The 26850-nt window shown below is 58.1% G+C and carries 24 protein-coding genes; 3 read left to right on the top strand and 21 right to left on the bottom strand.

What is annotated here, in order from left to right; translation table 11 throughout:
• Nucleotides 1-142 precede the first annotated feature (142 nt).
• The 12 genes from nlpD to cysG form a co-directional block, all read right to left on the bottom strand.
• Nucleotides 143-1273, bottom strand: a complete 1131-nt coding sequence (gene nlpD / locus ACOI6Z_RS06140) for a murein hydrolase activator NlpD (RefSeq protein WP_023290819.1) — start codon at nucleotides 1271-1273, stop codon at nucleotides 143-145.
• Nucleotides 1274-1398: 125 nt separating this feature from the next.
• Nucleotides 1399-2025, bottom strand: coding sequence for a protein-L-isoaspartate(D-aspartate) O-methyltransferase (locus ACOI6Z_RS06145; RefSeq protein WP_023290820.1), 627 nt, complete (start codon nucleotides 2023-2025; stop codon nucleotides 1399-1401).
• A complete protein-coding gene (gene surE, locus ACOI6Z_RS06150) occupies nucleotides 2019-2780 on the bottom strand; it encodes a 5'/3'-nucleotidase SurE (RefSeq protein WP_004205600.1) in 762 nt (253 codons plus the stop codon). Before surE ends, ACOI6Z_RS06145 begins: the two co-directional genes overlap by 7 nt.
• A complete protein-coding gene (gene truD, locus ACOI6Z_RS06155) occupies nucleotides 2761-3810 on the bottom strand; it encodes a tRNA pseudouridine(13) synthase TruD (protein ID WP_065812346.1) in 1050 nt (349 codons plus the stop codon). The genes surE and truD overlap by 20 nt, the downstream gene beginning before the upstream one ends.
• Complete coding sequence (gene ispF / locus ACOI6Z_RS06160) at nucleotides 3807-4286, bottom strand: 2-C-methyl-D-erythritol 2,4-cyclodiphosphate synthase (RefSeq protein WP_004181093.1); 480 nt, start codon at nucleotides 4284-4286, stop codon at nucleotides 3807-3809. The genes truD and ispF overlap by 4 nt, the downstream gene beginning before the upstream one ends.
• Nucleotides 4286-4996: a 2-C-methyl-D-erythritol 4-phosphate cytidylyltransferase gene (ispD, locus tag ACOI6Z_RS06165; RefSeq protein ID WP_065812347.1), complete on the bottom strand. Its 711-nt coding sequence runs from the start codon at nucleotides 4994-4996 to the stop codon at nucleotides 4286-4288. Before ispD ends, ispF begins: the two co-directional genes overlap by 1 nt.
• Before the next feature lie 19 nt (nucleotides 4997-5015).
• Nucleotides 5016-5333, bottom strand: a complete 318-nt coding sequence (gene ftsB / locus ACOI6Z_RS06170; protein ID WP_002915156.1) for a cell division protein FtsB — start codon at nucleotides 5331-5333, stop codon at nucleotides 5016-5018.
• 140 nt (nucleotides 5334-5473) lie between these two features.
• Nucleotides 5474-5800 (bottom strand): DUF3561 family protein, encoded by a 327-nt coding sequence (locus ACOI6Z_RS06175; RefSeq protein WP_004205590.1) that lies wholly within the window; start codon nucleotides 5798-5800, stop codon nucleotides 5474-5476.
• Between the two features lie 50 nt (nucleotides 5801-5850).
• Nucleotides 5851-6456 carry an adenylyl-sulfate kinase gene (gene cysC, locus ACOI6Z_RS06180; protein ID WP_002915158.1) on the bottom strand — a complete coding sequence of 202 codons (606 nt, stop codon included), beginning with the start codon at nucleotides 6454-6456 and terminating at the stop codon, nucleotides 5851-5853.
• Complete coding sequence (cysN, locus tag ACOI6Z_RS06185) at nucleotides 6456-7883, bottom strand: sulfate adenylyltransferase subunit CysN (RefSeq protein WP_023290822.1); 1428 nt, start codon at nucleotides 7881-7883, stop codon at nucleotides 6456-6458. Before cysN ends, cysC begins: the two co-directional genes overlap by 1 nt.
• A gap of 9 nt (nucleotides 7884-7892) precedes the next feature.
• Complete coding sequence (gene cysD, locus ACOI6Z_RS06190) at nucleotides 7893-8801, bottom strand: sulfate adenylyltransferase subunit CysD (protein WP_002915160.1); 909 nt, start codon at nucleotides 8799-8801, stop codon at nucleotides 7893-7895.
• Nucleotides 8802-8810: 9 nt separating this feature from the next.
• Nucleotides 8811-10217: a siroheme synthase CysG gene (cysG, locus tag ACOI6Z_RS06195; protein ID WP_074423615.1), complete on the bottom strand. Its 1407-nt coding sequence runs from the start codon at nucleotides 10215-10217 to the stop codon at nucleotides 8811-8813.
• 246 nt (nucleotides 10218-10463) lie between these two features.
• Between cysG and ACOI6Z_RS06200 the strand changes: the two genes are divergently transcribed.
• Nucleotides 10464-11510: an aminopeptidase gene (locus ACOI6Z_RS06200; RefSeq protein WP_023290823.1), complete on the top strand. Its 1047-nt coding sequence runs from the start codon at nucleotides 10464-10466 to the stop codon at nucleotides 11508-11510.
• A 68-nt stretch (nucleotides 11511-11578) separates the two neighbouring features.
• Here ACOI6Z_RS06200 and cysH read toward each other — a convergent pair whose 3' ends face one another.
• The 3 genes from cysH to cysJ all read right to left on the bottom strand — a co-directional run bounded on the left by cysH (nucleotide 11579) and on the right by cysJ (nucleotide 15923).
• Nucleotides 11579-12313: a phosphoadenosine phosphosulfate reductase gene (cysH, locus tag ACOI6Z_RS06205; RefSeq protein WP_004205586.1), complete on the bottom strand. Its 735-nt coding sequence runs from the start codon at nucleotides 12311-12313 to the stop codon at nucleotides 11579-11581.
• Nucleotides 12314-12411: 98 nt separating this feature from the next.
• Nucleotides 12412-14124 carry an assimilatory sulfite reductase (NADPH) hemoprotein subunit gene (cysI, locus tag ACOI6Z_RS06210; RefSeq protein WP_004205585.1) on the bottom strand — a complete coding sequence of 571 codons (1713 nt, stop codon included), beginning with the start codon at nucleotides 14122-14124 and terminating at the stop codon, nucleotides 12412-12414.
• Nucleotides 14124-15923, bottom strand: a complete 1800-nt coding sequence (gene cysJ / locus ACOI6Z_RS06215; RefSeq protein WP_065812349.1) for an NADPH-dependent assimilatory sulfite reductase flavoprotein subunit — start codon at nucleotides 15921-15923, stop codon at nucleotides 14124-14126. Before cysJ ends, cysI begins: the two co-directional genes overlap by 1 nt.
• 316 nt (nucleotides 15924-16239) lie before the next feature.
• Here cysJ and queD point away from each other — a divergent pair, with 316 nt between their 5' ends.
• Nucleotides 16240-16605 (top strand): 6-carboxytetrahydropterin synthase QueD, encoded by a 366-nt coding sequence (gene queD, locus ACOI6Z_RS06220; RefSeq protein WP_004174641.1) that lies wholly within the window; start codon nucleotides 16240-16242, stop codon nucleotides 16603-16605.
• Nucleotides 16606-16645: 40 nt separating this feature from the next.
• Here queD and queE read toward each other — a convergent pair whose 3' ends face one another.
• Nucleotides 16646-17317 (bottom strand): 7-carboxy-7-deazaguanine synthase QueE, encoded by a 672-nt coding sequence (gene queE / locus ACOI6Z_RS06225; RefSeq protein WP_023290825.1) that lies wholly within the window; start codon nucleotides 17315-17317, stop codon nucleotides 16646-16648.
• Between the two features lie 478 nt (nucleotides 17318-17795).
• Here queE and ACOI6Z_RS06230 point away from each other — a divergent pair, with 478 nt between their 5' ends.
• Complete coding sequence (locus ACOI6Z_RS06230) at nucleotides 17796-18905, top strand: SDR family oxidoreductase (RefSeq protein ID WP_023290826.1); 1110 nt, start codon at nucleotides 17796-17798, stop codon at nucleotides 18903-18905.
• Nucleotides 18906-18968: 63 nt separating this feature from the next.
• Here ACOI6Z_RS06230 and eno read toward each other — a convergent pair whose 3' ends face one another.
• From eno to rlmD, 5 genes are all read right to left on the bottom strand, one after another.
• Entirely contained in the window at nucleotides 18969-20267 is a 1299-nt protein-coding gene (eno, locus tag ACOI6Z_RS06235; RefSeq protein ID WP_002915213.1) for a phosphopyruvate hydratase, read from the bottom strand.
• 81 nt (nucleotides 20268-20348) lie between these two features.
• Nucleotides 20349-21986: a glutamine hydrolyzing CTP synthase gene (gene pyrG / locus ACOI6Z_RS06240; RefSeq protein WP_023290827.1), complete on the bottom strand. Its 1638-nt coding sequence runs from the start codon at nucleotides 21984-21986 to the stop codon at nucleotides 20349-20351.
• A gap of 280 nt (nucleotides 21987-22266) precedes the next feature.
• Entirely contained in the window at nucleotides 22267-23058 is a 792-nt protein-coding gene (gene mazG / locus ACOI6Z_RS06245; RefSeq protein ID WP_049014510.1) for a nucleoside triphosphate pyrophosphohydrolase, read from the bottom strand.
• 111 nt (nucleotides 23059-23169) lie between these two features.
• Nucleotides 23170-25407 carry a GTP diphosphokinase gene (gene relA, locus ACOI6Z_RS06250; RefSeq protein ID WP_023290829.1) on the bottom strand — a complete coding sequence of 746 codons (2238 nt, stop codon included), beginning with the start codon at nucleotides 25405-25407 and terminating at the stop codon, nucleotides 23170-23172.
• A 121-nt stretch (nucleotides 25408-25528) separates the two neighbouring features.
• Nucleotides 25529-26833 carry a 23S rRNA (uracil(1939)-C(5))-methyltransferase RlmD gene (gene rlmD, locus ACOI6Z_RS06255; protein ID WP_065812350.1) on the bottom strand — a complete coding sequence of 435 codons (1305 nt, stop codon included), beginning with the start codon at nucleotides 26831-26833 and terminating at the stop codon, nucleotides 25529-25531.
• Nucleotides 26834-26850 lie beyond the last annotated feature (17 nt).

Genomic DNA, 26850 nt, shown 5'->3' on the forward strand with positions numbered 1-26850 from the left:
CGTGATCCCTGAGCAAAGCACCTTCCACGGCGCATCAACAAAAGACGCCAGGACGATTTCCCCTACTCCTCTCAGCGAGAGGCGCATAGACACCGCCCTGGCGCCTGTTAGCTAATGCTTCGCTTATCCGTACTTTGCCAAATTATCGCTGCGGTAAGTACTGCAGCGGGTTGACGGATTTCCCCTTGTAACGAATTTCAAAATGTAATCTTGTTGAGCTGGTTCCGGTGCTACCCATGGTAGCGATTTTCTGCCCCGCTTTGACTTCCTGTTGCTCCCGAACCAGCATGGTATCGTTATGAGCGTAGGCACTCAGGTAATCATCGTTATGTTTGATGATAATAAGATTACCGTAGCCGCGCAGTGCGTTACCGGCATAGACGACGCGCCCATCGGCGGTCGCGACAATAGCCTGTCCCTTACTGCCTGCAATGTCGATACCTTTATTGCCGCCTTCCGCGCCACTAAAGTTCTCGATAACTTTGCCATCAGTCGGCCAGCGCCATGATGAGATCGGCGAACTGGTTGACGTACTGCTTGCAGTCGGCTGGGTTGTGCTCACCGTTGTAGGTGCCGTCACCGGCGCGACAACCGTCGAGGTCGTGGTCGCTGGTTTATTATTAGGCAACATCTTGGTAGCACTTTGTTCACCTGAGGATTCAGAATACGTAATAGTCGGTTGTGAAGCAACCACCGCGGTCGATTTTTGTGCAGAAGTTGTGGTGGCCGTCGCACCGCCGCTCGCCCTTGCGCTGGCCTGAGAAACGGCGTTTTCACCGGTGATCGGCTGGCCTGAAGCGTTGCCGACCTGCAGCACCTGACCGACGTTCAGGGCGTACGGGGCCGGGACATTGTTGCGTTGCGCCAGGTCACGGAAATCGTTGCCGGTGACCCAGGCGATATAGAACAGGGTGTCGCCGCGTTTGACCGTATAGGTACTGCCGCCGGTATAGCTACCTTTCGGAATATCGCCATATTTGCGGTTGTAAACGATCTTGCCATTCACCGTCTGCACCGGTTCCTGCGCCATTGGCTGCGGCTGAATGGTCTGAGTCTGCACCGGCTGGATCGGCTGCGCCTGAGGAGCAGACTGGACGCCGGAGGATGGCGGCGTAATCAACATGCCGGAATTGGTGCTGGAAGAGGCGGCACCGCCGGCAGAGCTCACCGGCGCAGGCGGATTATTGGTGTTGGTACATCCGGCCAGCCAGAGTGAAACCAGTGAAAGAGCCGCAATACGGCTGACGGTAAATTTGGTGCTTCCCGCGCTCATTTATCCCCCAGGAATATGTTAACTGCCAATATCTTGCTTACCGGGCGACGCCCGGCCAGGACACTGAAAAATGTGTCCACCCTACGCCTAAAGTCAGGCAAAAAAAACCTGGAATAATCCGGGTCTCAGGCCAGCTCCCCTTTCACCAGGGGAACAAAGCGAACGGCCTCGACGGTATCAATGATAAATTCGTTGCCCCGGCGACGGATCCGTTTGAGAAACTGATGCTCCTCGCCAACCGGCAGTACCAGCACGCCGTCGTCATCCAGCTGCGCCAGCAGCGCGGTCGGTATTTCCGGCGGCGCCGCCGTCACAATAATGGCATCAAACGGCGCCCGCGCCTGCCAACCTTGCCACCCATCGCCATGACGGGTTGAAACATTATGTAAATCAAGTTGTTTCAGGCGACGACGCGCCTGCCACTGTAAACTCTTAATTCGCTCTACCGAGCAAACGTGATGCACCAGGTGCGCCAGGATGGCGGTCTGGTAACCGGAACCGGTGCCGATCTCAAGCACCCGCGACTCCGGCGTCAGCGCCAGCAGCTCGGTCATCCGCGCCACCATGTACGGCTGGGAGATGGTTTGCCCCTGGCCAATCGGCAGCGCGGTGTTTTCCCACGCTTTATGTTCAAAGGCTTCATCAACAAATTTTTCGCGCGGGACGCGCGCGATCGCCTCGAGGACACGTTCATCGACGATGCCCTGCGTGCGCAGTTGATTCAACAAACTTTCAACACGTTTACTTACCATTGCCTGTCAACCCCGACACGTTCCAGCCAATCGGTGACCACCTCATGCGCCTGATGGGCGGTTAAATCGACGTGCAATGGCGTAACGGAAACATAGCCTTCATCCACTGCCGCAAAATCGGTGCCCGGCCCGGCGTCGCGCTTATCGCCCGGCGGGCCAATCCAGTAAAGGGTATTGCCGCGCGGATCCTTTTGCGGGATCACCTGGTCGGCAGGATGGCGGTTGCCGCAGCGGGTCACGCGGATACCTTTGATCTGGTCAAGGGGCAGGTCCGGGACATTGACGTTGAGGATCCGCCCGGTGCGCAGCGGTTCACGGCTGAGTCCGCGCAGGAGAGTGCAGGTCACCGCCGCGGCGGTGTCGTAGTGTTGATAGCCATTGAGCGACACGGCCAGCGCGGGGAATCCCAGATGGCGGCCTTCCATCGCCGCCGCCACGGTGCCGGAGTAAATGACGTCATCGCCCAGGTTGGGCCCGGCGTTGATTCCGGAAACGACGATGTCCGGACGCGGGCGCATCAGCGCGTTCACGCCGAGGTAGACGCAGTCCGTCGGCGTCCCCATCTGGACGGCGATATCGCCATTTTCATAGGTAAAGGTGCGCAGTGACGATTCCAGCGTCAGCGAATTCGAAGCCCCGCTGCGGTTACGATCGGGTGCAACCACCTGGACCTCGGCAAACTCCCTTAAGGCCTTCGCCAGGGTCTGTATCCCCGGCGCATGGATCCCGTCATCGTTACTCAGCAATATTCGCATAGTCACCCGTTGTATTGATAAGCTCCCTGACCACGCTGGTGGCGAAGCTGCCCGCCGGCAGCCAGAAACGCAGTTCAACGGTTGCATCATCCCACCAGTTCCAGCTCAGCTGCTGCGGATAGAGGAGCATCGCCCGGCGCGCCGCCTCGACTTTCTCCCGCACCAGCAGTGTCTGCAGCAAGGTTTCCTCGGCGATGGCGGCCTGCTCGGCGGCCAGAGCGTCGCGCTGGCTTCCCCAGTCGCCGCTGCCCGGCAGCGCAGCCGTGATCATCAGTTCGCGGTTATGCACCCGCGCCTGCGAAACCTCGAGTTCTTCCGGTGTGACGACAAACCAGCTCCCACGCCCCGCTAATTGTAGCGCATCGCCATCAACAACCTGATTAAATTCCGTTTTTTTTAATCTAATACTGACTTGCTGATTAAACAACGCGCTGCGGGCCGCCGACAACCAAAAACTGCGCTTATTGCGATCGCGCACCGGCGCGCCGCTCTCCGCCCAGCGCAGCGCGCCCTGCAGATTGCTGCCGCCGATGCCAAAGCGCTGAGCGCCGAAATAGTTCGGCACGCCCCGTTCAGCGATGGCCTGCAGACGCGTCTCCACCTCCTGGCGATCGCTTACCTCGCGCAGGATCAGGGTAAACTGGTTGCCCTTCAGCGCGCCTAATCGCAGCTTACGCTTATGGCGGGCATATTCCAGTACCTGGCAGCCCTCGAGCTGAAATTTGCTCAGATCCGGCATCTCTTTGCCGGGCACCCGGGCGCACAGCCACTGCTCGGTGACGGCGTGCTTATCTTTTTGCCCGGCGAAGCTCACTTCACGGGCATGGATTTTGAGGAATTTCGCCAGCGCATCGGCGACAAAGCGTGTATTGCAGCCGTTTTTGAGGATCCGCACCAGCACGTGCTCGCCTTCGCCGTCCGGGGCGAAGCCCAGGTCTTCCACCACCAGGAAATCTTCCGGATTGGCTTTCAGCAGCCCGCTGCTCTGCGGCTTGCCGTGCAGCCAGGTCAGTTGGTCAAAGGCGATCATTTGTCGGCCTTACGCAGCAGCGCGACCGCTTCGCAGGCGATCCCTTCCCCGCGGCCGGTGAAGCCCAGCTTCTCGGTGGTGGTCGCTTTCACGTTGACGTCGTCCATATGGCAGCCGAGATCTTCAGCGATAAAAACGCGCATCTGCGGGATATGCGGCAGCATTTTCGGCGCCTGGGCGATAATGGTGACGTCGACGTTGCCGAGCGTATAGCCTTTGGCCTGGATGCGGCGCCACGCTTCGCGCAGCAGCTCGCGGCTGTCGGCGCCTTTAAACGCCGGATCGGTATCCGGGAACAGCTTGCCAATATCGCCGAGCGCCGCGGCGCCCAGCAGCGCATCGGTCAGCGCATGCAGCGCGACGTCGCCGTCGGAGTGGGCCAGCAGCCCTTTTTCATAAGGAATGCGTACCCCGCCAATGATGATTGGGCCTTCACCGCCAAAAGCGTGTACGTCAAAACCATGTCCAATTCGCATTAAGCTTTCTCCTGGTGTCGGGAACGGGTGAGGTAAAATTCCGCCAGCGCCAGATCTTCCGGGCGCGTCACTTTAATATTATCAGCGCGTCCGGCGACCAGCTGCGGATGGAAGCCGCAGTACTCCAGCGCCGAGGCTTCATCGGTGATGGTGGCCCCCTCGTTCAGCGCCCGGGTGAGGCAATCCACCAGCAGCTCGCGAGGGAAAAATTGCGGGGTGAGCGCGTGCCACAGGTCATTACGATCGATGGTATGGGCGACGGCGGTTTTACCCGGCTCGGCGCGCTTCATGGTGTCGTGCACCGGCGCTGCGAGGATCCCGCCGACGCGGCTGGTTTCACAGAGTGCCAGCAGGCGGCTGAGGTCATCCTGATGCAGGCAGGGGCGCGCGGCGTCATGCACCAGCACCCACTGCGCCTCCGGCAACGCCTGCAGGCCGGCTAGCACCGAATCGGCGCGCTCGGCGCCGCCATCCACGACGGTAATTTGCGGGTGCTGGGCCAGCGGCAGCTGGCTGAAGCGCCGATCGCCGGGGCTGACGGCAATCACCACGCGCTGGACGCGCGGATCCGCCAGCAGCGCGGCGACCGCATGTTCGAGAATCGTTTTGTTACCGATTGAGAGATATTGTTTCGGGCATTCCGTTTGCATGCGGCGGCCGAAACCGGCTGCCGGCACCACGGCGCAAATGCCCGGAAAAGTGGCTGCCATGTTGTAATCCTGGGCCTGGTTATCGATTGTTCTGCTGTTGCCCCGATGCCTGGTTGCGTTTAGACGCATCCGGTACCAGACGATAGAAGGTTTCGCCCGGGCGGGTCATGCTGAGTTCATTGCGCGCACGCTCCTCGATCGCTTCCTGACCGCCGTTGAGGTCGTCAATTTCGGCAAACAGCTGATCGTTGCGTGCTTTTAATTTGGCGTTAGTCGCCTGCTGGGCGGTGACGTCGTCGTTAACCCGCGTGTAGTCATGCAGGCCGTTTTTACCGAACCACAGCGAATATTGTAGCCAGACCAGCAAAGCTAATAATAGCAGCGTTAGTTTACCCATCCTGCCCCCTGAAAAACGGCATCATCATCCCAAAACTTGCCCGGGTACGCTACCGGGGCGCGCGGACGATGCCGCGTAACGCGGGGACTGTACCATATTTTTGCTGCTGATACCCATGCTTGATTCATACCAGAAACGGGTTATCCCAACAGCCAGAGGAAGAGGAGCGCAAACATCAGCCCGACGGTCAGGATGGTCGCGCTGGCGCTATAGAGCAGTTTGCCATTGAGCAGAGAGTGCAGCGCAATACCGACCACCACCGCCACCGGCATCAACGCAAGGAAGAATGGCCAGGTGTAGAGGAGGAAGAAAAGTGTATTACTGCCATAGAGAAGGAAGGGAATACCCAGCGCCAGCAGCCATGAAATAAAGCCCACGGCAGCGCCCGACAAAGACCAGGTGGTCTCGTCGCCGGTCGCCGGAGGCGGTTCTGAACGAATAATACTGAGGTTCTGGGTATTGCGCATATCGAATCCTGTAGACCGGGCAACCGGCACCCCTCGATGCCGCTGCCGTTTCAGGATCTGATAATATCGCTCTGTTGCAGCAGGTCTAATAGTTGGTGCACCAAATTTGTTACCAATTGTTCACCATCCAGATGAATTTCCGCCTTTTCCGGTGCCTCATAGACCGAGTCTATGCCGGTGAAATTGCGTAATTCCCCTGCCCTCGCCTTCTTATACAATCCTTTCGGATCCCGCGCCTCGCAGATGGCCAGCGGGGTATCGACGAACACTTCGATAAAGCGTCCCTCCCCCAGGCGCTCGCGCACCATCTGTCGCTCCGCGCGGTGCGGAGATATAAATGCCGTCAATACAACCAGCCCGGCATCGACCATCAGCCTGGCCACTTCACCGACGCGGCGAATATTCTCTTTGCGATCCTCATCACTGAATCCCAGGTCGCTGCACAAGCCATGACGTACGTTATCGCCGTCCAGCAGATAGGTGCTGACGCCGCGCTCATGCAAGGCTTCCTCCAGCGCCCCGGCGACGGTGGATTTACCCGACCCCGAAAGGCCGGTAAACCACAGCACCACGCCGCGATGGCCGTGATGCTGTTCCCGCTGCTGCTGGGTCACAGGATGGGCATGCCAGACGACGTTTTCGTCATGCTGGGCCATTATTTGCCTCCCAGCAGGTCGCGGGCGTCCCAGTGCGGGAAGTGTTTGCGGATCAGCTGGTTCAGTTCCAGCTCGAAAGCGCTGTACTGCGATGCCGACGTCGGCGCCTGCAGGTGCGGCTCGTTGACCATCCCGGCGCCGACGGTGACGTTGGTCAGACGATCGATAAAGATAAGCCCGCCGGTCACTGGGTTTTGCTGATAGGGATCCAGCACTAAAGGTTCGTCAAAGGTCAGCTCCACCAGCCCGATGCCGTTCAGCGGCAGAGACTCGACTTCACGCTGGGTCAGGTTGTTAATATCTACCTGGTAACGGATAGCATCCACGCGGGCGCGGGTCTTCTTACCGGCGATTTTGATGTCGTAGCTCTGCCCCGGGGTCAACGCCTGCTCGGCCATCCACACCACGTCGATGCTGGCGCTTTGCACCGCCGGCAGCGTGGCTTGCGCGTCAACCAGCAGGTCGCCGCGGCTGATGTCGATTTCATCTTTCAGCACAATGGTAATGGCTTCCCCGGCGGCGGCTTCCTGCAGATCGCCGTCGAAGGTGACGATACGCGCCACGCTCGACTCGACGCCCGACGGCAGCACCTTCAGACGCTGGCCGACCTGCACGGTACCGGAGGCGACCGTACCGGAGAAGCCGCGGAAATCGAGGTTCGGACGGTTAACATACTGCACCGGGAAGCGCAGCGGTTGGCTCTCCACTACCCGTTGGATCTCCACCGTTTCGAGGACTTCCAGCAGAGTCGGGCCGCTGTACCACGGCATGTTCGCGCTCTGGCTGGCGACATTATCGCCCTCCAGCGCCGACAGCGGCACAAAGCGAATATCGAGGTTGCCCGGCAGCTGCTCGGCAAAAGTCAGGTAAGCTTCACGGATCTCGTTGAAGCGCGCTTCGCTAAACTCGACGAGATCCATTTTGTTGACCGCCACCACCAGGTGTTTAATGCCCAGCAGGGTGGAGATAAAGCTGTGACGGCGGGTCTGGTCGAGCACGCCTTTACGCGCGTCGATCAGCAGGATCGCCAGATCGCAGGTGGACGCGCCGGTGGCCATATTGCGGGTGTACTGCTCGTGCCCCGGGGTGTCGGCGATGATAAATTTGCGTTTTTCCGTCGAGAAGTAGCGATAGGCCACGTCGATGGTGATGCCCTGCTCGCGCTCGGCCTGCAGGCCATCCACCAGCAGCGCCAGGTCCAGTTTTTCGCCCTGGGTGCCGTGACGCTTGCTGTCGTTGTGCAGCGAAGAGAGCTGATCTTCATAGATCTGGCGGGTATCGTGCAGCAGACGGCCAATCAGGGTGCTTTTACCGTCATCGACGCTGCCGCAGGTCAGAAAACGCAGCAGGCTCTTGTGCTGTTGCGCGTGCAGATAAGCTTCTACGCCGCCTTCATTGGCAATTTGTTGGGCAATGGTCGTGTTCATGGCGGCTCCTTAGAAATAACCCTGACGTTTCTTCAGCTCCATCGAGCCGGCCTGGTCGCGATCGATGACGCGCCCCTGACGTTCGCTGGTGGTGGATACCAGCATCTCTTCAATAATTTCCGGCAGCGTCTGCGCTTCAGACTCCACCGCGCCGGTCAGCGGCCAGCAGCCGAGGGTACGGAAACGCACCATCCGTTTTTCAATCACTTCGCCCGGCTGCAGATCGATACGGTCGTCGTCGATCATCATCAGCATGCCGTCGCGCTCCAGCACCGGGCGCTCAGCGGCCAGATACAGCGGCACGATTTCGATGTTTTCCAGATAGATGTACTGCCAGATATCCAGCTCGGTCCAGTTGGAGAGCGGGAAGACGCGGATGCTTTCGCCTTTGTTAATCTGGCCGTTGTAGTTGTGCCACAGCTCCGGACGCTGGTTTTTCGGGTCCCAGCGGTGGAAGCGGTCGCGGAAGGAGTAGATGCGCTCTTTGGCGCGGGATTTTTCCTCATCACGCCGCGCGCCGCCGAATGCGGCGTCAAAGCCGTATTTGTTCAGCGCCTGCTTCAGCCCTTCGGTTTTCATGATATCGGTATGTTTGGCGCTGCCGTGGACGAACGGGTTGATGCCCATCGCCACCCCTTCCGGGTTTTTATGCACCAGCAGCTCGCAGCCATAGGCTTTGGCAGTACGGTCGCGGAACTCATACATCTCACGGAATTTCCAGCCGGTATCGACGTGCAGCAGCGGGAACGGCAGGGTTCCCGGATAAAACGCTTTGCGCGCCAGATGCAGCATTACGCTGGAATCTTTCCCGATGGAGTACATCATCACCGGGTTAGAAAATTCGGCGGCCACCTCACGAATAATATGGATGCTTTCCGCCTCCAGTTGCCGCAGGTGAGTGAGTCGTTTTTGGTCCATAACCGTTCCTTAAGCCAGATTGACCACCGAAGAGTTAAACCCCTCGGCGGATGATGTATGTTGAAACCAGGCGAGCTGCTGATGCAGCTGCACCACTTCGCCGACCACCAGCAGGGCGGGCATCGTGGCGTCTTTCGCCAGGTGTTCGAGTTGTTGCAATGTGCCGGTTATCGTCTGCTGATCGTCGCGGGTACCGCGGGAAATCACCGCTACCGGCGTATTGCTGTCGCGACCGTGGGCGATCAGCTGGGCGCTGATTTCCGCCGCCTTCATGGTGCCCATGTAAATGGCCAACGTCTGTTGGCTCTTCGCCAGCAGCGCCCAGTCGAAGGGAGCGCTGTCCGGCTTATAGTGCCCGGTGACAAAGACGGCGCTTTGCGCATAATCGCGATGGGTCAGTGGAATACCGGCGTAGGCCGTCGCGCCGGCGGCGGCAGTGACGCCAGGCACCACCTGGAACGGGATGCCCGCGGCGGCGGCAGCCTGCAGCTCTTCTGCGCCGCGGCCAAAAATAAACGGATCCCCGCCCTTCAGACGCACGACGGTTTTCCCCGCCTTCGCCGCCTCCACCAGCAGCTGATTGGTTTCATGCTGCGGCACCGAGTGCTCGCCGGCGCGCTTACCGACGCAAACCAGCTCGGCATCGCGGCGCACCAGTTCGAGAACCGGCTGGGTCACCAGATGGTCGTGGAAAACCACGTCCGCCTGCTGGATCGCCTGCAGGCCACGCAGGGTCAGCAGCCCGGCATCGCCCGGTCCGGCCCCCACCAGAATAATTTCACCTGTTTCGCGTTCAGGCTTATCCAGCTCATCCTGCAGCGCTTTTTCCGCCTCCGCAGTGTTGCCCGCCACCATCAGGCTGGCGAAGCGGCCGGTAAAGACCCGCTCCCAAAAGCGGCGACGCGCTTCGGTGGTCGTCAGACGGGTTTTCAGATGATTGCGCCAGTAGCTCGCCGATTCCGCCAGACGCCCGAGGTTCGTCGGCAGCAGCGCTTCGATTTTTTCGCGCAGAATACGCGACAGCACCGGCGCTTTCCCGCTGGAGGAGATCGCCACCAGCAGCGGCGAACGGTCGACGATAGAAGGGAAGACAAACGAGCAGAGCGCCTGGTTATCCACTACGTTGACCAGCCGGTAGCGCGCGTTAGCCGCCGCAAACACCCGCTGGTTAAGCGCCTCGTCCTCCGTGGCGGCAATCACCAGAAAGACATCATCCACCAGAGCGTCGCTAAATTCCGTCGCCCGCCAGCTAAGCGCCTGGCGCGCCGCCAGATCGGCCAGCGCCGGAGACAGCGTCCCGGCGACCACCTGCACCTGCGCCTGGGCGCGCAGCAGAAACTTGATCTTGCGTTCAGCAATCTCACCGCCGCCGATCACCAGCACGGGCCTTTGTTTCAGTTCGGCAAAAAGGGGCAAGTAATCCACGGGGTAACAACTCTCTTACAATCAGCGATACTGCGACTATAGGGTGCGCCTTAGAGCAAATGAAATTACGAAATGGAATGAGTTGTGACACAAAGGAATAACGCAGTGGAAATCTAAATATCAAAAAGTGCTTAACACGCTATTTTTCCGCTATTTAAGAGCAATTGAAATTGTTTAACCGCGGTCACAGTTTCATACTGTACGCGTCAAATTGTCTCGTTCGTGTAAGGACCCCTTATGTTTTCCGCGTTGTGCCGCCGTCTGCTTCCGCTGGCGCTCGGCACCGGTTTTGTTTTCGCCGCCGCCCCCGCATTCAGCGCGCTGGGCGACACCGCCAGTAGTCAGGCTCGCCATATCGCCACCGTCTTCCCGGGACGAATGACCGGAACGCCCCCGGAAATGCTCTCAGCTGACTATCTGCGCCAGCAGTTCGCCCGGATGGGCTATCAGAGCGACGTGCGGAGCTTCAATACCCGCTACATCTATACCGACAGCAACCAGCGTAAAAACTGGCATAACGCCACCGGCAGTACAGTGATCGCCGCCCATGAAGGCCAGTCTCGCCAGCAAATCATCATCATGGCGCACCTCGATACCTACGCGCCGCAGAGCGATAAAGACGTCGAAAACAACCTCGGCGGCCTGACGCTGCAGGGAATTGACGACAACGCGATGGGGCTCGGGGTGATGCTGGAGCTGGCGGAGCATTTAAAGAACGTCCCCACCCGCTATGGCATTCGCTTTATCGCCACCAGCGGCGAAGAGGAAGGTCGTCTCGGCGCGCAAAACCTGCTGCAGCGGATGAGCGAGGCGGAAAAGAAAAATACCCTGCTGGTGATCAATCTCGATAACCTGGTGGTGGGCGATAAGCTTTACTTCAACAGCGGCCGCCGCACGCCGGCCTCGGTGCGCAAGCTGACCCGCGATCGCGCGCTGGCTATCGCCCGCAGCAAAGGCATCGCCGCCTACACCAATCCGGGACTCAATCCGGCTTACCCGAAAGGCACCAGCTGCTGTAATGACGCCAGCGTCTTCGACAACGCGGGGATCCCGGTGCTGTCGGTCGAAGCGACCAACTGGTCATTAGGCAAGAAAGATGGCTATCAGCAGCGGAGCAAATCGCGCAGCTTCCCGCAGGGAATCAGCTGGCATGACGTTCAGCTGGATAATCAGCAATATATCGACAACGCGCTGCCGGGACGGATCGAGCATCGCGGGCGCGATGTCGTGAAAGTGATGCTGCCGCTGGTGAAAGAGCTGGCGAAGGTGGAGAAGAAAAGCTGACGGGTGCAAATGAACACGCGGTATCACCCGCGTGTTCTCTTTCACACCATTCCCTGAGGAAGCGCTAATCAACCCTCGTGCAATCCGCACTCGCGTTTAAGCCCGAAGAACCGGGTCTCTTCTTCTGCCATGCCCGGCTCCCATTTGCGGGTGGTATGGGTATCGCCTACCGACAGATACCCCTGATCCCACAGCGGATGGTATTTCAGCCCATGCTTTTGCAGATACTGATACACCGTCCGGTTATCCCAGTCGATAATCGGCAACACCTTGAACACCCCGCGCTGGACCGCCAGCACCGGAAGCGTCGCCCGACTGCCCGACTGCTCGCGGCGCAGACCGGCAAACCACGTCTGCGCGTTCAGCTCTTTCAGCGCCCGGTTCATCGGTTCAACCTTGTTGATCTCATTGTATTTCTCAATGCCCTCAACGCCCTGCTCCCACAGCTTGCCGTAGCGCGCCTCCTGCCAGGCCGCGCTTTCGGCCGCGCGGTAGACCTTCAGGTTCAGCTTGAGCTTGTCCGTCAGCTCGTCAATAAACTGGTAGGTTTCCGGGAACAGGTAACCGGTATCGGTGAGGATCACCGGAATGTCCGGGCGGATTTGATTCACCAGGTGCAAACTCACCGCCGCCTGAATACCAAAGCTTGACGACAGCACATAGTCTCCCGGCAGGTTTTCCAGCGCCCAGGCCACACGCCCTTCGGCGTCGAGCTTTTCCAGTTGGGCGTTGGTTTCCGCGAGTGCCAGAATGCGTTCCACTTTCGGCAATGCATTAAGCGCGTTTAGATCGAGTACGGACATAAGAACCTCGTTTGCCTGTTTTGCCGGGCGGCACTGCGATTGCCCGGCCTACGGGTTTTACAGGCCCGGATCGCTACGCGCCACCGGGCACCAGGATGTTACTCCCAGAAATCGCGGGCTGGATCGAGCACCGGGCGAATGATGCCCGCACGCACCGTAAAGTCGCCGAAGCCTTCACCCGCTTCGCGCTCTTTCGCCCAGCGCCCAACCAGTTGGTCTAGCGAGTCGAGAATTTCCGACTCGGTAATGTTCTCACGGTACATCCGCGGGATGCGGGTGCCGCTGCGGTTACCGCCGATGTGCAGGTTATAGCGGCCTGGCGCTTTCCCCACCAGCCCCACTTCCGCCAGCATCGCGCGGCCGCAGCCGTTCGGACAGCCGGTGACGCGGGTGACGATATGCTCATCGCTCACGCCATGCTTGCTCATCACCCCTTCCACCTTGTCGATAAACGACGGCAGGAAACGCTCGGCTTCCGCCATCGCCAGCGGGCAGGTCGGGAAGGAGACGCAGGCCATTGAGTTTTCGCGCTGCGGGGTGACGGCATTCATCAGACCATGATCCCGCGCCAGCTTCTCGATCCGCGCCTTCTGATCTTCCGGTACGCTGGCGACGATCAGGTTCTGATTGGCGGTGATGCGGAATTCGCCCTGATGGATCTTAGCAATCTCCAGCAGACCGGTTTTCAGCGGGCGCCCCGGATAATCCAGAATGCGGCCGTTTTCAATAAACAGCGTCAGGTGCCATTTATCATCAATCCCCTTCACCCAGCCGATGCGGTCGCCGCGGCCGGTGAATTCGTACGGGCGGATCGGCTCAAACTTAATGCCTGCCCGGCGCTCCACTTCCGCCTTAAAGGTTTCAACGCCAACGCGCTCAAGGGTGTACTTGGTTTTCGCATTCTTACGGTCGGTACGGTTACCCCAGTCGCGCTGGGTAGTCACGACCGCTTCCGCCACCGCCAGAGTATGCTCCAGCGGCAGATAACCGAATTCGCTCGCCGTGCGGGCGTAGGTTTTTTTGTTACCGTGTTCGATGGAAAGACCGCCGCCCACCAGCAGGTTAAAGCCCACCAGCTTGCCGTTTTCGGCGATCGCCACAAAGTTCATGTCGTTGGCGTGCAGATCGATATCGTTCTGCGGCGGGATCACCACCGTGGTTTTAAACTTACGCGGCAGATAGGTCTGACCGAGGATCGGCTCTTCGTCAGTGGTGGCGACCTTTTTCTGATCCAGCCAGATCTCGGCATAGGCGCGGGTGCGCGGCAGCAAATGCTCGGAGATCTTTTTCGCCCACTCGTAGGCCTCAGCGTGCAGCTGCGATTCGTACGGGTTGGAGGTGCACAGCACGTTACGGTTCATATCGTTGGCGGTGGCCAGCGCGTCCAGCCCCACCGAGTGCAGCATCTGATGCACCGGCTTGACGTTCTTTTTCAGAATGCCGTGAAACTGGAAAGTCTGCCGGTTGGTCAGGCGAATACTGCCGTAAATGGTGTTCTCGGCGGCAAACTTATCGATCGCCTTCCACTGGGTGGTGGTGATCACCCCGCCCGGCAGACGGCAGCGCAGGAGCATCGCATGACGCGGCTCCAGCTTCTGAGCGGCGCGCTCCGCGCGGATATCGCGATCGTCCTGCTGGTACATACCGTGGAAACGGATCAGCAGGAAGTTATCGCCTTTAAAACCGCCGGTCAGACCGTCGTTTAAATCTTCCGCAATGGTGCCGCGCAGGTAGTTGCTCTCGAGCTTCATACGCTCGGCATCGGTCAGTTTACCTTCGACCACTAAAGGCCCCGGATGTTTTTCGCTCATTAGTAGACATCTCGCTGATAACGGCGCTCAACGCGCAGCTCACTTAAAAATTCGTCCGCCGCTTCGGCGTCCATCGCGCCGTATTCGGCAATCACTTCCAGTAAAGTCTGTTCCACGTCTTTCGCCATACGATTGGCGTCGCCGCAAACATAAATGTGGGCGCCATCATTGATCCAGCGCCACAGCTCGGCCCCCTGCTCACGCAGTTTGTCCTGCACATAGATTTTTTGTTGTTGATCGCGGGACCAGGCCAGATCGATACGGGTCAGCAGACCCTCTTTCACATAGCTCTGCCACTCCACCTGATAGAGGAAATCTTCGGTGAAGTGCGGGTTGCCGAAGAACAGCCAGTTCTTACCTGGCGCCCCGTCCGCTGCGCGCTGCTGCATGAAGGCGCGGAACGGCGCAATACCGGTGCCCGGGCCAATCATGATCACCGGCGTCTCCGGGTTAGCCGGCAGACGGAAGTTGTCGTTGTGCTCGATAAAGACGCGGACTTCGCCATCCTCTTCCACGCGGTCGGCGAGGAAGCTGGAGGCGCCGCCAGCCCGGGCGCGGCCTTCGATGTCATAGCGCACCACGCCCACGGTGACATGCACTTCGCTCTCCACTTCCGCCTGCGAGGAGGCAATAGAGTACAGACGCGGCGTCAGCGGGCGCAGCAGACCGATTAACGCCTCGGCGTCCAGCTGCGCTGGGGAGAAACGGACCATATCGACGATCGGCGTCGCGGCGGCATACTGCTGCAGTTGAGCTTTATCGCCCACCAGCGGCAGCAGCGATTCGCTGCGGGTCAGGGTGGCGTAGTTTTCGACGATAGTCGCGGTGTTAACCGTCAGCTCAAAATGCCACTGCAGGGCTTCCGCCAGCGGCAGGGTTTTGCCCTCGACGGTCACCGGCTCGTCGCCTTTCAGCCACAGCAGCTCCACCAGCTCTTTCACCAGCTGAGGATCGTTTTGATACCAGACGCCCAGGGCGTCGCCCGGCTGATAGCGCAGACCGGAATCACCGAGGTCAATTTCGATATGGCGTACATCTTTTTCTGAATCGCGGCCGGTGATTTTCTGGTTGACCGACAGGGTCGCCGTCAGCGGAGCCTCTTTGCTGTAGGGACTGGTGTGAATGTCGTTCACTGCGCCGCTGGCGGACAGCTGAGCGGGCGCGGCGACCGGCGCACGGGCCTTCAGCACCTCAACGACGCGCGCGCGCCATTCAGCGGCCGCGGCCTGATATTCAACGTCGGCGTCGACGCGATCGAGCAGGCGTTCCGCGCCAAGTTCGGCCAGCTTGCTGTCGAAATCTTTGCCGGACTGGCAGAAGAATTCATAAGAGGTATCGCCGAGGCCAAAGACGGCGAATGCGGTCCCGTCCAGCTTCGGCGCTTTCTTCGAGAACAGGAACTTATGCAATGCGACCGCTTCTTCCGGCGGCTCACCTTCCCCCAGGGTGGAGGTCACGACCACCAGCAGTTTTTCAGCAGCAATTTGTTTGAATTTATAATCGCCTGCATTCACCAGCTTCACGTTCAGCTTCGCCGCCAGCAGATCGTCGCGCAGCGCTTCGGCGACGCGGCGAGCGTTGCCGGTTTGCGAGGCGGAAATCAGCGTGATCGTCGGGACCTCGGCGGCCGGGGCGGGAACGGCGGCTGCCGCGCCGGACTGCTGATTCAGCACGCCCCAGAAATAGCCAGACACCCAGGCGAGCTGAGTGGGCGTGAAGTCAGTGGTGGCCGCCTGAAGGCGCGCCAGTTGCTCCGGGTTGAGCGGCAGCAAGTTGGAAGGTGGGGCCTGTGTCGTCATGCGTCGTTTGTTCCAGTAAGCAAAGCTGTTATTCGCACCCTGTCAGCGCGACAAAAACAGAAGAGAATAGAAGGTTAACGGCGGGCATAGTAACAATTAAAGAAGGGATGGAAATAATAAATAACCAAATGGACTAACCTGTTTTAGTTGTAGTTATTAACAACAAAATCGATTAAATAACTATTTGAAATATCACAACTTAATTCACTTAACCCAGATAAATGTGTCGATTTTCTGTTCAGGGCCGTTTTAGTTAATGCGAAAAAATGTACTTTCCGGTACCCTACGGCGGTTTTTTTCGTCCTGTTGAGAGTCAATGATGTCCACCACGCTGTTTAAAGATTTCACCTTCGAAGCCGCCCACCACCTGCCGCACGTCCCGGAAGGACACAAATGCGGTCGCCTGCATGGCCACTCCTTTATGGTGCGTCTGGAGATAACCGGTGAAGTCGATCCCCATACCGGGTGGATCATGGATTTTGCCGAGCTGAAGGCCGCCTTCAAGCCGACCTACGATCGCCTGGACCACTATTATCTGAACGATATCCCCGGTCTGGAAAACCCTACCAGCGAAGTGCTGGCCAAATGGATCTGGGATGAGATGAAACCGCGGGTACCGCTGCTGAGCGCGGTGATGGTGAAAGAGACCTGCACCGCCGGCTGCGTCTATCGCGGCGAGTAAGCGAAAAAAAGCCCGGTCAGTACGCTGCCGGGCTTTTTTATCAGGCGATATTCAGATATTTATGCGTCTGCATGGACAGGCGCCAGTTACGGGCGATGCAGGTGTCGATACACAGGCGCGTCGCGTCTTCTTTCTGGCTGATTGGCTGCAGGGCGATGATCCGCGGTTTGTCATCGCTCAGCGTTTCCAGCAGTTCGTCCAGTGCTTCGATGTCGCGGACGCGCCCTACCGGATGTTTGATCTCATCCGCCCGCTGCAGGGCCTGAGACAGCACGTCATACCCGCCGCGCATATTCACCTTCGGCGATACCGTCACCCAGGTATGAGGCGTACAGCGAACTTCGTGAGTGCCGCTGGTTTCAATCTGGCAGCTAAAGCCGTTTTGCTCCAGCAGCGAGGTTAACGGCGTTAAATCATGAATGCAGGGCTCACCGCCGGTAATGACCACGTGGCGGGCAGTCCACCCCTGACGACCGATAATCGCCAGCAGATCTTCACTGCTTGCCGGCCCCCACTTATCGCTCTCTTTGGTTTTCGCCAGGATACTGAACAACGACACTTCCCGATCGGCCAGTTTGTCCCAGGTATGCTTGGTGTCACACCACGCGCATCCTACCGGGCATCCCTGCAGACGAATAAAAATGGCAGGCACGCCGGTGAAGTAACCCTCGCCTTGCAGGGTCTGGAACATCTCGTTAATCGGGTACTGCATAGTCATCTCTGTTTAGGGTGATAAACGTTTATTATCGCAGATTTCACTGTCCAGGTCTTGTCCTGCGCTGCGATCGTTTTTTCCCTCACGGCGTCGCTTTCTCTCCCCGGAGGTTATTCATTGTTAATTAAAAGCATGCCTCTGTTTTCGTTTATTTCATTAGTGTGGTAAGGATTAAAATAAACGGCGCGCCATGCCACCGTAAAGAAAGATGTAACAGAAGATGTTTTTCGCGTTATAAACCAGAATATATTAAATGTCAGTATAAACACAAAAATATCTTTAAATACAGCAGTGTACAAACTGATACATGAAAGAGTGAATTATTTATCTGGTCTGAGAGTCGAATCCAATCCACCGCCGAAAATAAGCTTAAGCCCCTCTTAATAAAGTCCTGTTGCCCGCCATTTTTTATTTAATCGTCGTTTACTTTGTCCCTCCTAGAATCCCGCAGACCAACCATAATGAGATAGCGTTTATGACCACATTATTCATTACCGGCGTCACCGGTTTTCTGGGCGGCGCGGCGTTAGAGAAAATACTCCATCAGGATAGCCAGTTAGATCTGCTGCTGCTGGTGCGTGCCGACAGTCCCGACGCAGGCCTGGAGCGGGTCAAGGAGAACATGCGTAAGTTCAACATCGCCGAGGAGAAACTGGCGATGCTGCGCCCGCAGCAGATCCTGCTGGGCGATCTCGCCTCTCCGGAGCATTTTCTTAACGACCCGCGGCTTGAGCAAGTTACCCATGTCCTCAACTGCGCCGCTGTCGCCTCATTTGGCAGCAACCCGCTCATCTGGAAGGTTAACGTTGCGGGTACGCTGCGTCTGGCGCAACGGATGGCGCAGGTGGCGGGTCTGCAGCGTTTTCTTCACGTCGGCACCGCAATGTCCTGCTCACCGGAGCCGGATTCGCTGGTCGCCGAGAGCGCGGAGTTTCGGCAGCGCGCCGAGCATCTGGTGGAATATACCCACTCGAAATCGGCCATCGAGCAACTGATGCAGCAGCACTGCCCTACGCTACCGCTGGTCATTGCCCGCCCTTCTATTGTGGTGGGCCATACCCATCATGGCTGCCGGCCTTCCAGCAGTATTTTCTGGGTGTTCAGCATGGGGCTGATGCTGCAGAAATTTATGTGCGCGATGGAGGATCGGATCGATGTTATTCCGGTGGACTACTGCGCCGATGCCCTGCTGATGCTGCTTAACCAGCCGCTGGCCCGCGGCGAGGTGGTGCATATCTCTGCCGGCGAGGAGAACAGCGTGAAGTTTGCCGAAATCGACCGGGCGATGGCCCTGGCGCTGGAGCAGGCGCCGGTGGGAGACAAGTACGCCCAGGTGAGCTATGAAACGCTGGTCAAAATGCGTCGCGAACTGAAAGGAATTTTTGGGCCGTGCAATGAGCGACTGATGCTGAAAGCGATGCGCTTATATGGCGCGTTCGCCACGCTGAACGTGCGCTTTAGCAACGACAAGCTGCTGAGCATGGGGATGCCAAAACCGCCGCGCTTTACCGATTACATCGACCGCTGCGTGGAAACCACTCGCGGGCTGTCGATCCCTCAGCAAATGGCCGTCGACTTTAAATAATGGCCGCAGGCATAAAAAAAATGCCAGCCCGAAGGCTGGCATGCTTATTTCACAAAGACAGGATTAAGCCTGGCCTTTGATCTCTTTACGACCGTTGAACGGCGCTTGCTCACCCAGCGCTTCTTCGATACGAATCAGCTGGTTGTATTTAGCAACGCGGTCAGAACGGCTCATAGAACCGGTTTTGATCTGGCCTGCAGCGGTACCCACAGCCAGGTCGGCAATGGTCGCGTCTTCAGTTTCGCCAGAACGGTGAGAGATGACAGCGGTGTAGCCAGCGTCTTTCGCCATCTTGATAGCCGCCAGAGTTTCGGTCAGAGAACCGATCTGGTTGAATTTGATCAGGATGGAGTTAGCGATGCCTTTTTCGATGCCTTCTTTCAGGATCTTGGTGTTGGTTACGAACAGGTCGTCACCAACCAGCTGGATTTTGTCGCCCAGTACTTTGGTCTGGTAAGCGAAACCTTCCCAGTCAGATTCGTCCAGGCCATCTTCGATGGAGACGATCGGGTACTGTTTGGTCAGCTCTTCCAGGAAGTGAGTGAACTCTTCAGAGGTGAACGCTTTGTTGCCTTCGCCGGCCAGAACGTATTTACCGTCTTTGTAGAATTCAGACGCTGCGCAGTCCATCGCCAGGGTGATGTCTTTGCCCAGCTCGTAGCCTGCAGCTTTAACCGCTTCAGCGATAACAGCCAGCGCTTCGGCGTTGGAACCCAGGTTCGGCGCGTAGCCGCCTTCGTCACCAACGGCAGTGTTCATGCCTTTGGACTTCAGCACTTTCGCCAGGTGATGGAACACTTCAGAACCCATGCGTACTGCTTCTTTCAGGGTCGGCGCGCCAACCGGCTGAATCATGAATTCCTGGATGTCGACGTTGTTGTCAGCGTGCTCACCGCCGTTGATGATGTTCATCATCGGAACCGGCATGGAGTATTTGCCCGGAGTGCCGTTCAGTTCAGCGATGTGCGCGTACAGCGGCAGGCCTTTGGAGGCAGCTGCTGCTTTGGCGTTCGCCAGAGAAACGGCCAGGATTGCGTTCGCACCGAAGTTAGATTTGTTTTCAGTACCGTCCAGGTCGATCATGATCTTGTCGATGCCAGCCTGATCTTTGGCATCTTTGCCCAGGATTGCCTGAGCGATCGGGCCGTTTACCGCAGCAACAGCTTTGGTTACGCCTTTACCCAGGAAACGGGATTTGTCGCCATCGCGCAGTTCCAGCGCTTCGCGGGAACCAGTAGAAGCACCTGACGGAGCAGCTGCCATACCGACGAAACCACCTTCCAGGTGTACTTCGGCTTCAACAGTCGGGTTACCACGGGAGTCGATGATTTCACGACCGATGACTTTAACGATTTTGGACATTAGGTTTTCCTCAGTACAAGTTAAACTAAAACTCCAGACAAACAATGCACCCGGATGGGTGCATTGCCGTTCTAACTCTTTTTACTTCGCCTGGCGTTTCTGGTACTCGCTGGCGGCTTTCACAAAGCCGGCAAACAGCGGGTGTCCATCACGCGGCGTCGAAGTAAACTCCGGGTGGAACTGGCAGGCCACAAACCACGGATGGTTCGGCACTTCGATGATCTCGACCAACTGATCATCCCCGGAACGGCCCGCAACGCGCAGACCGGCAGCTTCAATCGGTTTCAACAACATGTTGTTGACTTCGTAGCGGTGACGATGGCGCTCGGTGATGGTCGGCTCGCCGTACAGCTGGCGTACCAGAGAATCATCATCCAGCTGGCACTGCTGCGCGCCCAGGCGCATGGTGCCGCCCAGATCGCTCTTCTCGGAGCGGACTTCGACGTTGCCATCTTCGTCACGCCATTCGGTAATCAGGGCCACAACCGGGTATTTACAGTCTGGCACAAATTCCGTCGAGTTGGCGTTTTCCATACCCGCTACGTTGCGCGCGAACTCAATCAGCGCAACCTGCATACCCAGGCAAATGCCCAGATAAGGAATATTGTTCTCACGCGCATAGCGCGCGGTGGCGATCTTACCTTCCACACCGCGGTAGCCGAAGCCGCCCGGGATAAGGATAGCATCTAAATCCTTGAGGATTTCGACGCCGCGCGTTTCCACATCCTGCGAATCGATCAGCTTGATGTTGACGGTAACGCGGTTTTTCAGACCACCGTGTTTCAGCGCTTCAATCACCGACTTGTAGGCGTCCGGCAGTTCAATGTACTTACCGACCATACCGATGGTGACTTCGCCTGCCGGATTGGCTTCTTCATAGATTACCTGTTCCCATTCGGCCAGGTTTGCTTCCGGACAAGTTAAGCTGAATCGTTTACAAATATAATCGTCCAGCCCCTGAGATTTCAACAGGCCTGGAATTTTATAAATGGAATCGACGTCTTTCAGAGAAATAACAGCCTTTTCCGGAACGTTACAGAACAAAGCAATTTTCGCCCGTTCGTTGGCCGGAACAGCGCGATCGGAGCGGCAGATCAGGATGTCAGGCTGAATACCGATGGAGAGCAGCTCTTTCACGGAGTGCTGAGTCGGTTTGGTTTTGACTTCGCCCGCGGCGGCCATGTACGGCACCAGAGTCAGGTGCATAAACAGGGTATGCTCGCGGCCAATCTCTACCGCCATCTGACGAATGGCTTCGAGGAACGGCAGGGATTCGATATCGCCGACGGTACCGCCAATCTCCACCAGCACCACGTCATGGCCTTCGCCGCCCGCCAGCACACGCTCTTTGATAGCGTTGGTGATGTGCGGGATAACCTGAACGGTCGCGCCCAGGTAGTCGCCACGGCGCTCTTTGCGCAGCACGTCAGAGTAGATACGGCCGGTGGTGAAGTTGTTGCGGCGAGTCATCTTGGTACGGATGAAACGCTCGTAGTGGCCCAGGTCCAGATCGGTTTCTGCGCCGTCTTCAGTAACGAACACTTCCCCATGCTGGATTGGGCTCATGGTGCCCGGATCGACGTTGATATACGGATCCAGTTTCATGATGGTCACGTTGAGACCACGGGCTTCAAGAATGGCTGCCAGGGAGGCTGCGGCAATGCCTTTACCCAGAGAGGATACGACCCCGCCGGTCACAAAAATATAGTTCGTTGTCATGCTGAACCTGAGAAGTTAGGGTAAAACGATGGAATAACCAGGACGGGAAAGTAGTATACCCGAACATGCGTGACGCCACAAACTTTCATTCTTCCCCTCCCCTTCGTTCTTCAAGTTGCACCTGTGTTGCGACCCGAACAACTCGAAGAGGCAGGCTACATGGTGTTTCAACGACATAACGGAAAGAGAAAATAGACGCTTTTGGCGAAATGTTTTTGACGTAAATCAAGCGCTTGTTATTTATAAAATCACACAAATCGCGCTTGATCACGAAAACTCGTTAGAGATCAGTTTCCTGGCGTTTTACCTGTTGCCATACTTCTTCCATGGTATCGAGGTCGACGCCGGTCATTTCCAGGCCGCGGGCAGCGACAATGCGCTCGACTTCGCGGAAGCGGCGCTCGAATTTGAGGTTCGCCTTCTGCAGCGCCACCTCGGCTTTGACCCCTAAATGGCGGGATAAATTCACCGTGGCGAACAGCAGATCGCCCACTTCCTCTTCCAGTTTCGCTTCATCCACCACCGCCTGCTGCGCTTCATGCATCACTTCATCAATTTCTTCATGCACCTTGTCGAGCACCGGGCCCAGCGAGGTCCAGTCAAAACCGACCGCCGAGCAGCGACGCTGGATTTTATGCGCGCGCATCAGCGCCGGCAGGCTATGCGGAATGTCGTCCAGCGCCGAGTGCTGGGCTTTTTCCGCCCGCTCCGCGCTTTTGATCTGCTCCCAGCGGGCCAGGACTTCGCTGCTGTTTCCCGCAGTGGCATCAGCGAAGATATGAGGATGGCGGCGCTCCAGCTTGTCGCTGATGGCGGCGCAGATATCGTCAAAGTCAAAACGTCCCTCTTCCTGCGCCATCTGCGCATAGAACACCACCTGGAACAGCAGATCGCCCAGCTCACCGCGCAGGTCGTCAAAATCCTCTCGCGAAATGGCGTCCAGCACTTCATAGGTTTCTTCGAGGGTATAGGGGGCGATGGTGGCAAAGGTCTGCTCTTTATCCCACGGGCAGCCGTTTTCCGGGTCGCGCAGGCGGCGCATGATGCCGAGCAAGCGGTCGATTTGGGTCATGTGACAATCCTGGAAATGTAAAAAATAGTCGGCCGGATAAAGCGTTTCGACCTTATCCGACGTGGCGAAATTGCCGGATGGCGGCTTCGCCTTATCCGGCCTGGAGACGAATTAACCGCCGTGCAGACGGCGCGCGTCAATGACATCAGGCACCTGGTTCAGCTTACCGAGCACCCGGCCCAGCACCTGCAGGTTGTAAATCTCGATGGTCATATCGATGGTGGCCAGCTGCTGACGGGTATCGCTGCGGCTGGCAACGCCCAGCACGTTCACCTTCTCATTGGCGAGGATGGTGGTGATATCGCGCAGTAACCCGCTGCGATCGTTCGCCTCCACCCTGACCACCAGCGAATATCCGGCCGAGTAGCTTTCGCCCCATACCGCATCGACGATGCGCTCCGGGGCATGCGACTGCAGTTCAGCGAGCTGATCGCAGTCGGCGCGATGCACGGAAATCCCGCGCCCCTGGGTGATAAAGCCGACGATCTCATCGCCCGGGATCGGCTGGCAGCAGCGGGCAATATGGTGCATCAGATTGCCAACCCCTTCCACCACCACCCGGCCATTGTCCTTGGTGCGGTTCTGCGGAGCATAGGTTTTCTGCTGCAACTGCTTCAGCGCTGCCGCATCCTGCTCGGCGGCACTCGGTTTATTGAACTGCGCCTGCAGGAAGTTAACCATCTGGTTGAGACGGATATCGCCGCCGCCGATGGCCGCCAGCAGTTCATCGAGCTCGTTGAAGTTGTAGCGCGGCAGCAGGTGCTTTTCCGCATCCTTCAGGCTGATGCCCAGATGCTCCAGCTCGTCGTCAAGGATCTGTCGGCCGGCAAGAATGTTCTTGTCGCGGTCCTGCTTACGGAACCAGGCGTGAATTTTGGAGCGTCCGCGGCTGGTGGTGACATAGCCGAGGTTAGGGTTGAGCCAGTCGCGGCTCGGGTTCGGCTGCTTCTGGGTAATGATTTCGATCTGATCGCCCATCTGCAGCTGATAGGTGAACGGCACGATGCGGCCGCCAATTTTGGCGCCGATACAGCGATGACCGACGTCGCTGTGGATATGGTAGGCAAAATCGAGCGGCGTCGACCCCGCCGGCAGGTCCACCACGTCGCCTTTCGGCGTAAAGACATACACCCGGTCGTCAAAGACCTGGCTGCGCACTTCGTCGAGCATTTCGCCGGAGTCGGCCATCTCTTCCTGCCAGGCAATCAGCTTGCGCAGCCAGGCGATACGGTCCTCATAGCCGCGGCCGCCGCTGGTCCCCGCTCCCGCGCCCTCTTTGTACTTCCAGTGCGCGGCCACGCCCAGCTCGGCGTCTTCATGCATCTGCCGGGTGCGGATTTGAATCTCCACGGTCTTGCCGCTCGGCCCCAGCACCACGGTATGGATAGACTGGTAGCCGTTGGGTTTCGGGTTGGCCACATAGTCATCGAACTCATCCGGCAGGTGACGGTAGTGGGTATGAACGATCCCCAGCGCGGCATAACAATCCTGCAACCGCTCGGCCACGATGCGCACCGCACGTACGTCAAACAGCTCGTCAAAGGCGAGGTGTTTTTTCTGCATTTTGCGCCAGATGCTGTAGATATGCTTCGGCCGACCATAGACCTCGGCCTTGACCCCTTCGGCTTTCATTTCTGCCCGCAGGTGGCCGACGAACTCGTCGATATAATGCTCGCGGTCGATACGGCGTTCGTGGAGCAGTTTGGCAATGCGCTTGTACTCTGCCGGATGCAGGTAGCGGAAGCAGTAATCTTCCAGCTCCCACTTCAGCTGGCCGATACCTAAGCGGTTAGCCAGGGGAGCATAGATATTGGTGCACTCTTTCGCCGCCAGCACCCGCTCATCTTCCGGCGCGTCCTTGACCTCGCGCAGATGCGCGATACGTTCGGCAAGCTTGATAACCACGCAGCGGAAATCGTCAACCATCGCCAGCAGCATGCGGCGAATGTTATCCACCTGCTCGGAAGATACCGAGTCGGTATGAGTGGCTTTCAGCTGACGGATGGCGGCCATGTCCCGTACCCCATGAATCAGGGTCACGACCGATTTACCCACGCTCTCCTGCATGACCTCTTCGCTGACGACTTCGCCATCGGCCAGCGGGAACAGCAGCGCCGCGCGCAGGGTATCGATATCCATACTCAGGGTGGAGAGGATCTCCACCATTTCGACGCCCCGCCACAGCAGCAGGTCCGCCAGCGGGTGTCCTTGCGTTTTTTCGCGACAATAATCCCAGGTTTCGGCTAAGCGCTCACACGACTGCTGGCTGGAAATCCCCAGACTCGCGATCCATTTCTTCGGGTCAAATTCACCAGCTTTATTAAGATGTGCACTTCTTACCGCAACCATTGTCCTCTCCTTAAGGGACCGGCCTGCCGAAGTCGGCAAGCCTCAACTTTCTACATGTCATCCTGCAGGTCGCGTCAGCATTGATGGCCGGGGCGGCTCTTCTGCGACGTTGTGAATGACCTTATGTAAGCCTGCGCTCAAACAACACCATTGATTCCAGATGACCGGTATGCGGGAACATATCCAGCATCGCCAGGCGTTGAATCTGATATCCAGCCTGCAACAGGGTTTCGCTGTCTCGCGCCAGCGTCGCCGGGTTGCAGGAAACATACACCACCCGCCGCGGCGCCAGTTTTATAATATGCGGCATCACGCCCGGCGCGCCGGCGCGGGCCGGGTCCAGCAGCACTTTATCAAAGCCATGCTTCGCCCAGGCCTGGCGGGTGACATCCTCTTCCAGATTTTCATGGAAGAAGGTGACATTTGATAAACCATTGAGGGCGGCGTTTTCCCGCCCCTTCGCCACCAGCGCCGGCACCCCTTCCACCCCAACCACGTGGGCGGCGCGAGTCGCCAGCGGCAGGGTAAAATTGCCCATCCCGCAGAACAGATCCAGCACCCGGTCCTCCGGCTGCAGATCCAGCCACGCCAGCGCGGTACGCACCATCTGCTGATTCACGCCGTCGTTGACCTGGATAAAATCCCGCGGACTGAACACTAAGCGTAGTCCGTCTGAGGTATACCATGGCGCTTCGCCGTGAATATGTTCCAGTATCTCGCTTTGCGGCGCGAGGTACAGGGAAAGACCGTGAGTTTGCGAAAAACGTTCCAGTTTTTCCCTGTCAGCCGCCGGCAGCGCAGCGGTATGGCGCAGCACCATCAGTGGGCCGTTGTCCGCCAGCACCAGCTCGACGTGGCCAAGATGGCGTAATGCGCTCAGCGCGCTTAAGCACTCGCGCACGGCGGGCAGCAGCGCCTCAAGTTGGGGCACCAAAACAGGGCACCGCACCACATCGACGATCGCTTTATCACTGGCCTGACGAAAACCCATCTGCAATTGTTGGGTCTTTGGCTGATAATTCAAGCTTAAGCGCGCGCGCCGGCGATAGCCCCACGGCTCGCCGGCGATGATCTCATCCACCTCGCGCTTCATCAGGCGCGCCAGCGCGGCGCGTTTACTTTGCTGCTGAAGCGTGATGCTGGCATGCTGCTGTTGGCAGCCGCCGCAAACGCCAAAATGGGGGCAGCGCGGCGCCTGGCGCTGCGGGCTGTCGGTCAGACGGCGTTTCACCTGGGCGCGAGCGTACTGCTTTTTGTCTTCCACCAGCACCACCTCAGCCTGCTCCTGCGGCAGCACGCCGCCGACGAACAGCGCTTTCCCCTGGTGGCGGGCCACGCCCTGGCCAAAGGGATCGAGGTCGTTGACTGTAACGGTTATGATCTGGCGCGTCGTCACACGCCGTTTTGCAGAGTAGAATTGCGCCATCGTAGAGAGTTGTCTCA

This window comes from Klebsiella sp. C239 (assembly GCF_048822715.1).
Lineage (GTDB): Bacteria > Pseudomonadota > Gammaproteobacteria > Enterobacterales > Enterobacteriaceae > Klebsiella > Klebsiella quasipneumoniae.

Coding starts and splice junctions, on each gene's coding strand:
- cysD (WP_002915160.1), bottom strand. CDS start 8,801: ATGGACCAAAAACGACTCACTCACCTGCGGCAACTGGAGGCGGAAAGC.
- cysC (WP_002915158.1), bottom strand. CDS start 6,456: ATGGCCCAGCATGACGAAAACGTCGTCTGGCATGCCCATCCTGTGACC.
- cysJ (WP_065812349.1), bottom strand. CDS start 15,923: ATGACGACACAGGCCCCACCTTCCAACTTGCTGCCGCTCAACCCGGAG.
- truD (WP_065812346.1), bottom strand. CDS start 3,810: ATGATCGCCTTTGACCAACTGACCTGGCTGCACGGCAAGCCGCAGAGC.
- queE (WP_023290825.1), bottom strand. CDS start 17,317: ATGCAGTACCCGATTAACGAGATGTTCCAGACCCTGCAAGGCGAGGGT.
- ispD (WP_065812347.1), bottom strand. CDS start 4,996: ATGGCAGCCACTTTTCCGGGCATTTGCGCCGTGGTGCCGGCAGCCGGT.
- relA (WP_023290829.1), bottom strand. CDS start 25,407: ATGGTTGCGGTAAGAAGTGCACATCTTAATAAAGCTGGTGAATTTGAC.
- eno (WP_002915213.1), bottom strand. CDS start 20,267: ATGTCCAAAATCGTTAAAGTCATCGGTCGTGAAATCATCGACTCCCGT.
- pyrG (WP_023290827.1), bottom strand. CDS start 21,986: ATGACAACGAACTATATTTTTGTGACCGGCGGGGTCGTATCCTCTCTG.
- surE (WP_004205600.1), bottom strand. CDS start 2,780: ATGCGAATATTGCTGAGTAACGATGACGGGATCCATGCGCCGGGGATA.
- ispF (WP_004181093.1), bottom strand. CDS start 4,286: ATGCGAATTGGACATGGTTTTGACGTACACGCTTTTGGCGGTGAAGGC.
- ACOI6Z_RS06145 (WP_023290820.1), bottom strand. CDS start 2,025: ATGGTAAGTAAACGTGTTGAAAGTTTGTTGAATCAACTGCGCACGCAG.
- cysH (WP_004205586.1), bottom strand. CDS start 12,313: ATGTCCGTACTCGATCTAAACGCGCTTAATGCATTGCCGAAAGTGGAA.
- queD (WP_004174641.1), top strand. CDS start 16,240: ATGATGTCCACCACGCTGTTTAAAGATTTCACCTTCGAAGCCGCCCAC.
- ACOI6Z_RS06230 (WP_023290826.1), top strand. CDS start 17,796: ATGACCACATTATTCATTACCGGCGTCACCGGTTTTCTGGGCGGCGCG.
- mazG (WP_049014510.1), bottom strand. CDS start 23,058: ATGACCCAAATCGACCGCTTGCTCGGCATCATGCGCCGCCTGCGCGAC.
- ACOI6Z_RS06200 (WP_023290823.1), top strand. CDS start 10,464: ATGTTTTCCGCGTTGTGCCGCCGTCTGCTTCCGCTGGCGCTCGGCACC.
- cysN (WP_023290822.1), bottom strand. CDS start 7,883: ATGAACACGACCATTGCCCAACAAATTGCCAATGAAGGCGGCGTAGAA.
- nlpD (WP_023290819.1), bottom strand. CDS start 1,273: ATGAGCGCGGGAAGCACCAAATTTACCGTCAGCCGTATTGCGGCTCTT.
- cysI (WP_004205585.1), bottom strand. CDS start 14,124: ATGAGCGAAAAACATCCGGGGCCTTTAGTGGTCGAAGGTAAACTGACC.
- rlmD (WP_065812350.1), bottom strand. CDS start 26,833: ATGGCGCAATTCTACTCTGCAAAACGGCGTGTGACGACGCGCCAGATC.
- ACOI6Z_RS06175 (WP_004205590.1), bottom strand. CDS start 5,800: ATGCGCAATACCCAGAACCTCAGTATTATTCGTTCAGAACCGCCTCCG.
- ftsB (WP_002915156.1), bottom strand. CDS start 5,333: ATGGGTAAACTAACGCTGCTATTATTAGCTTTGCTGGTCTGGCTACAA.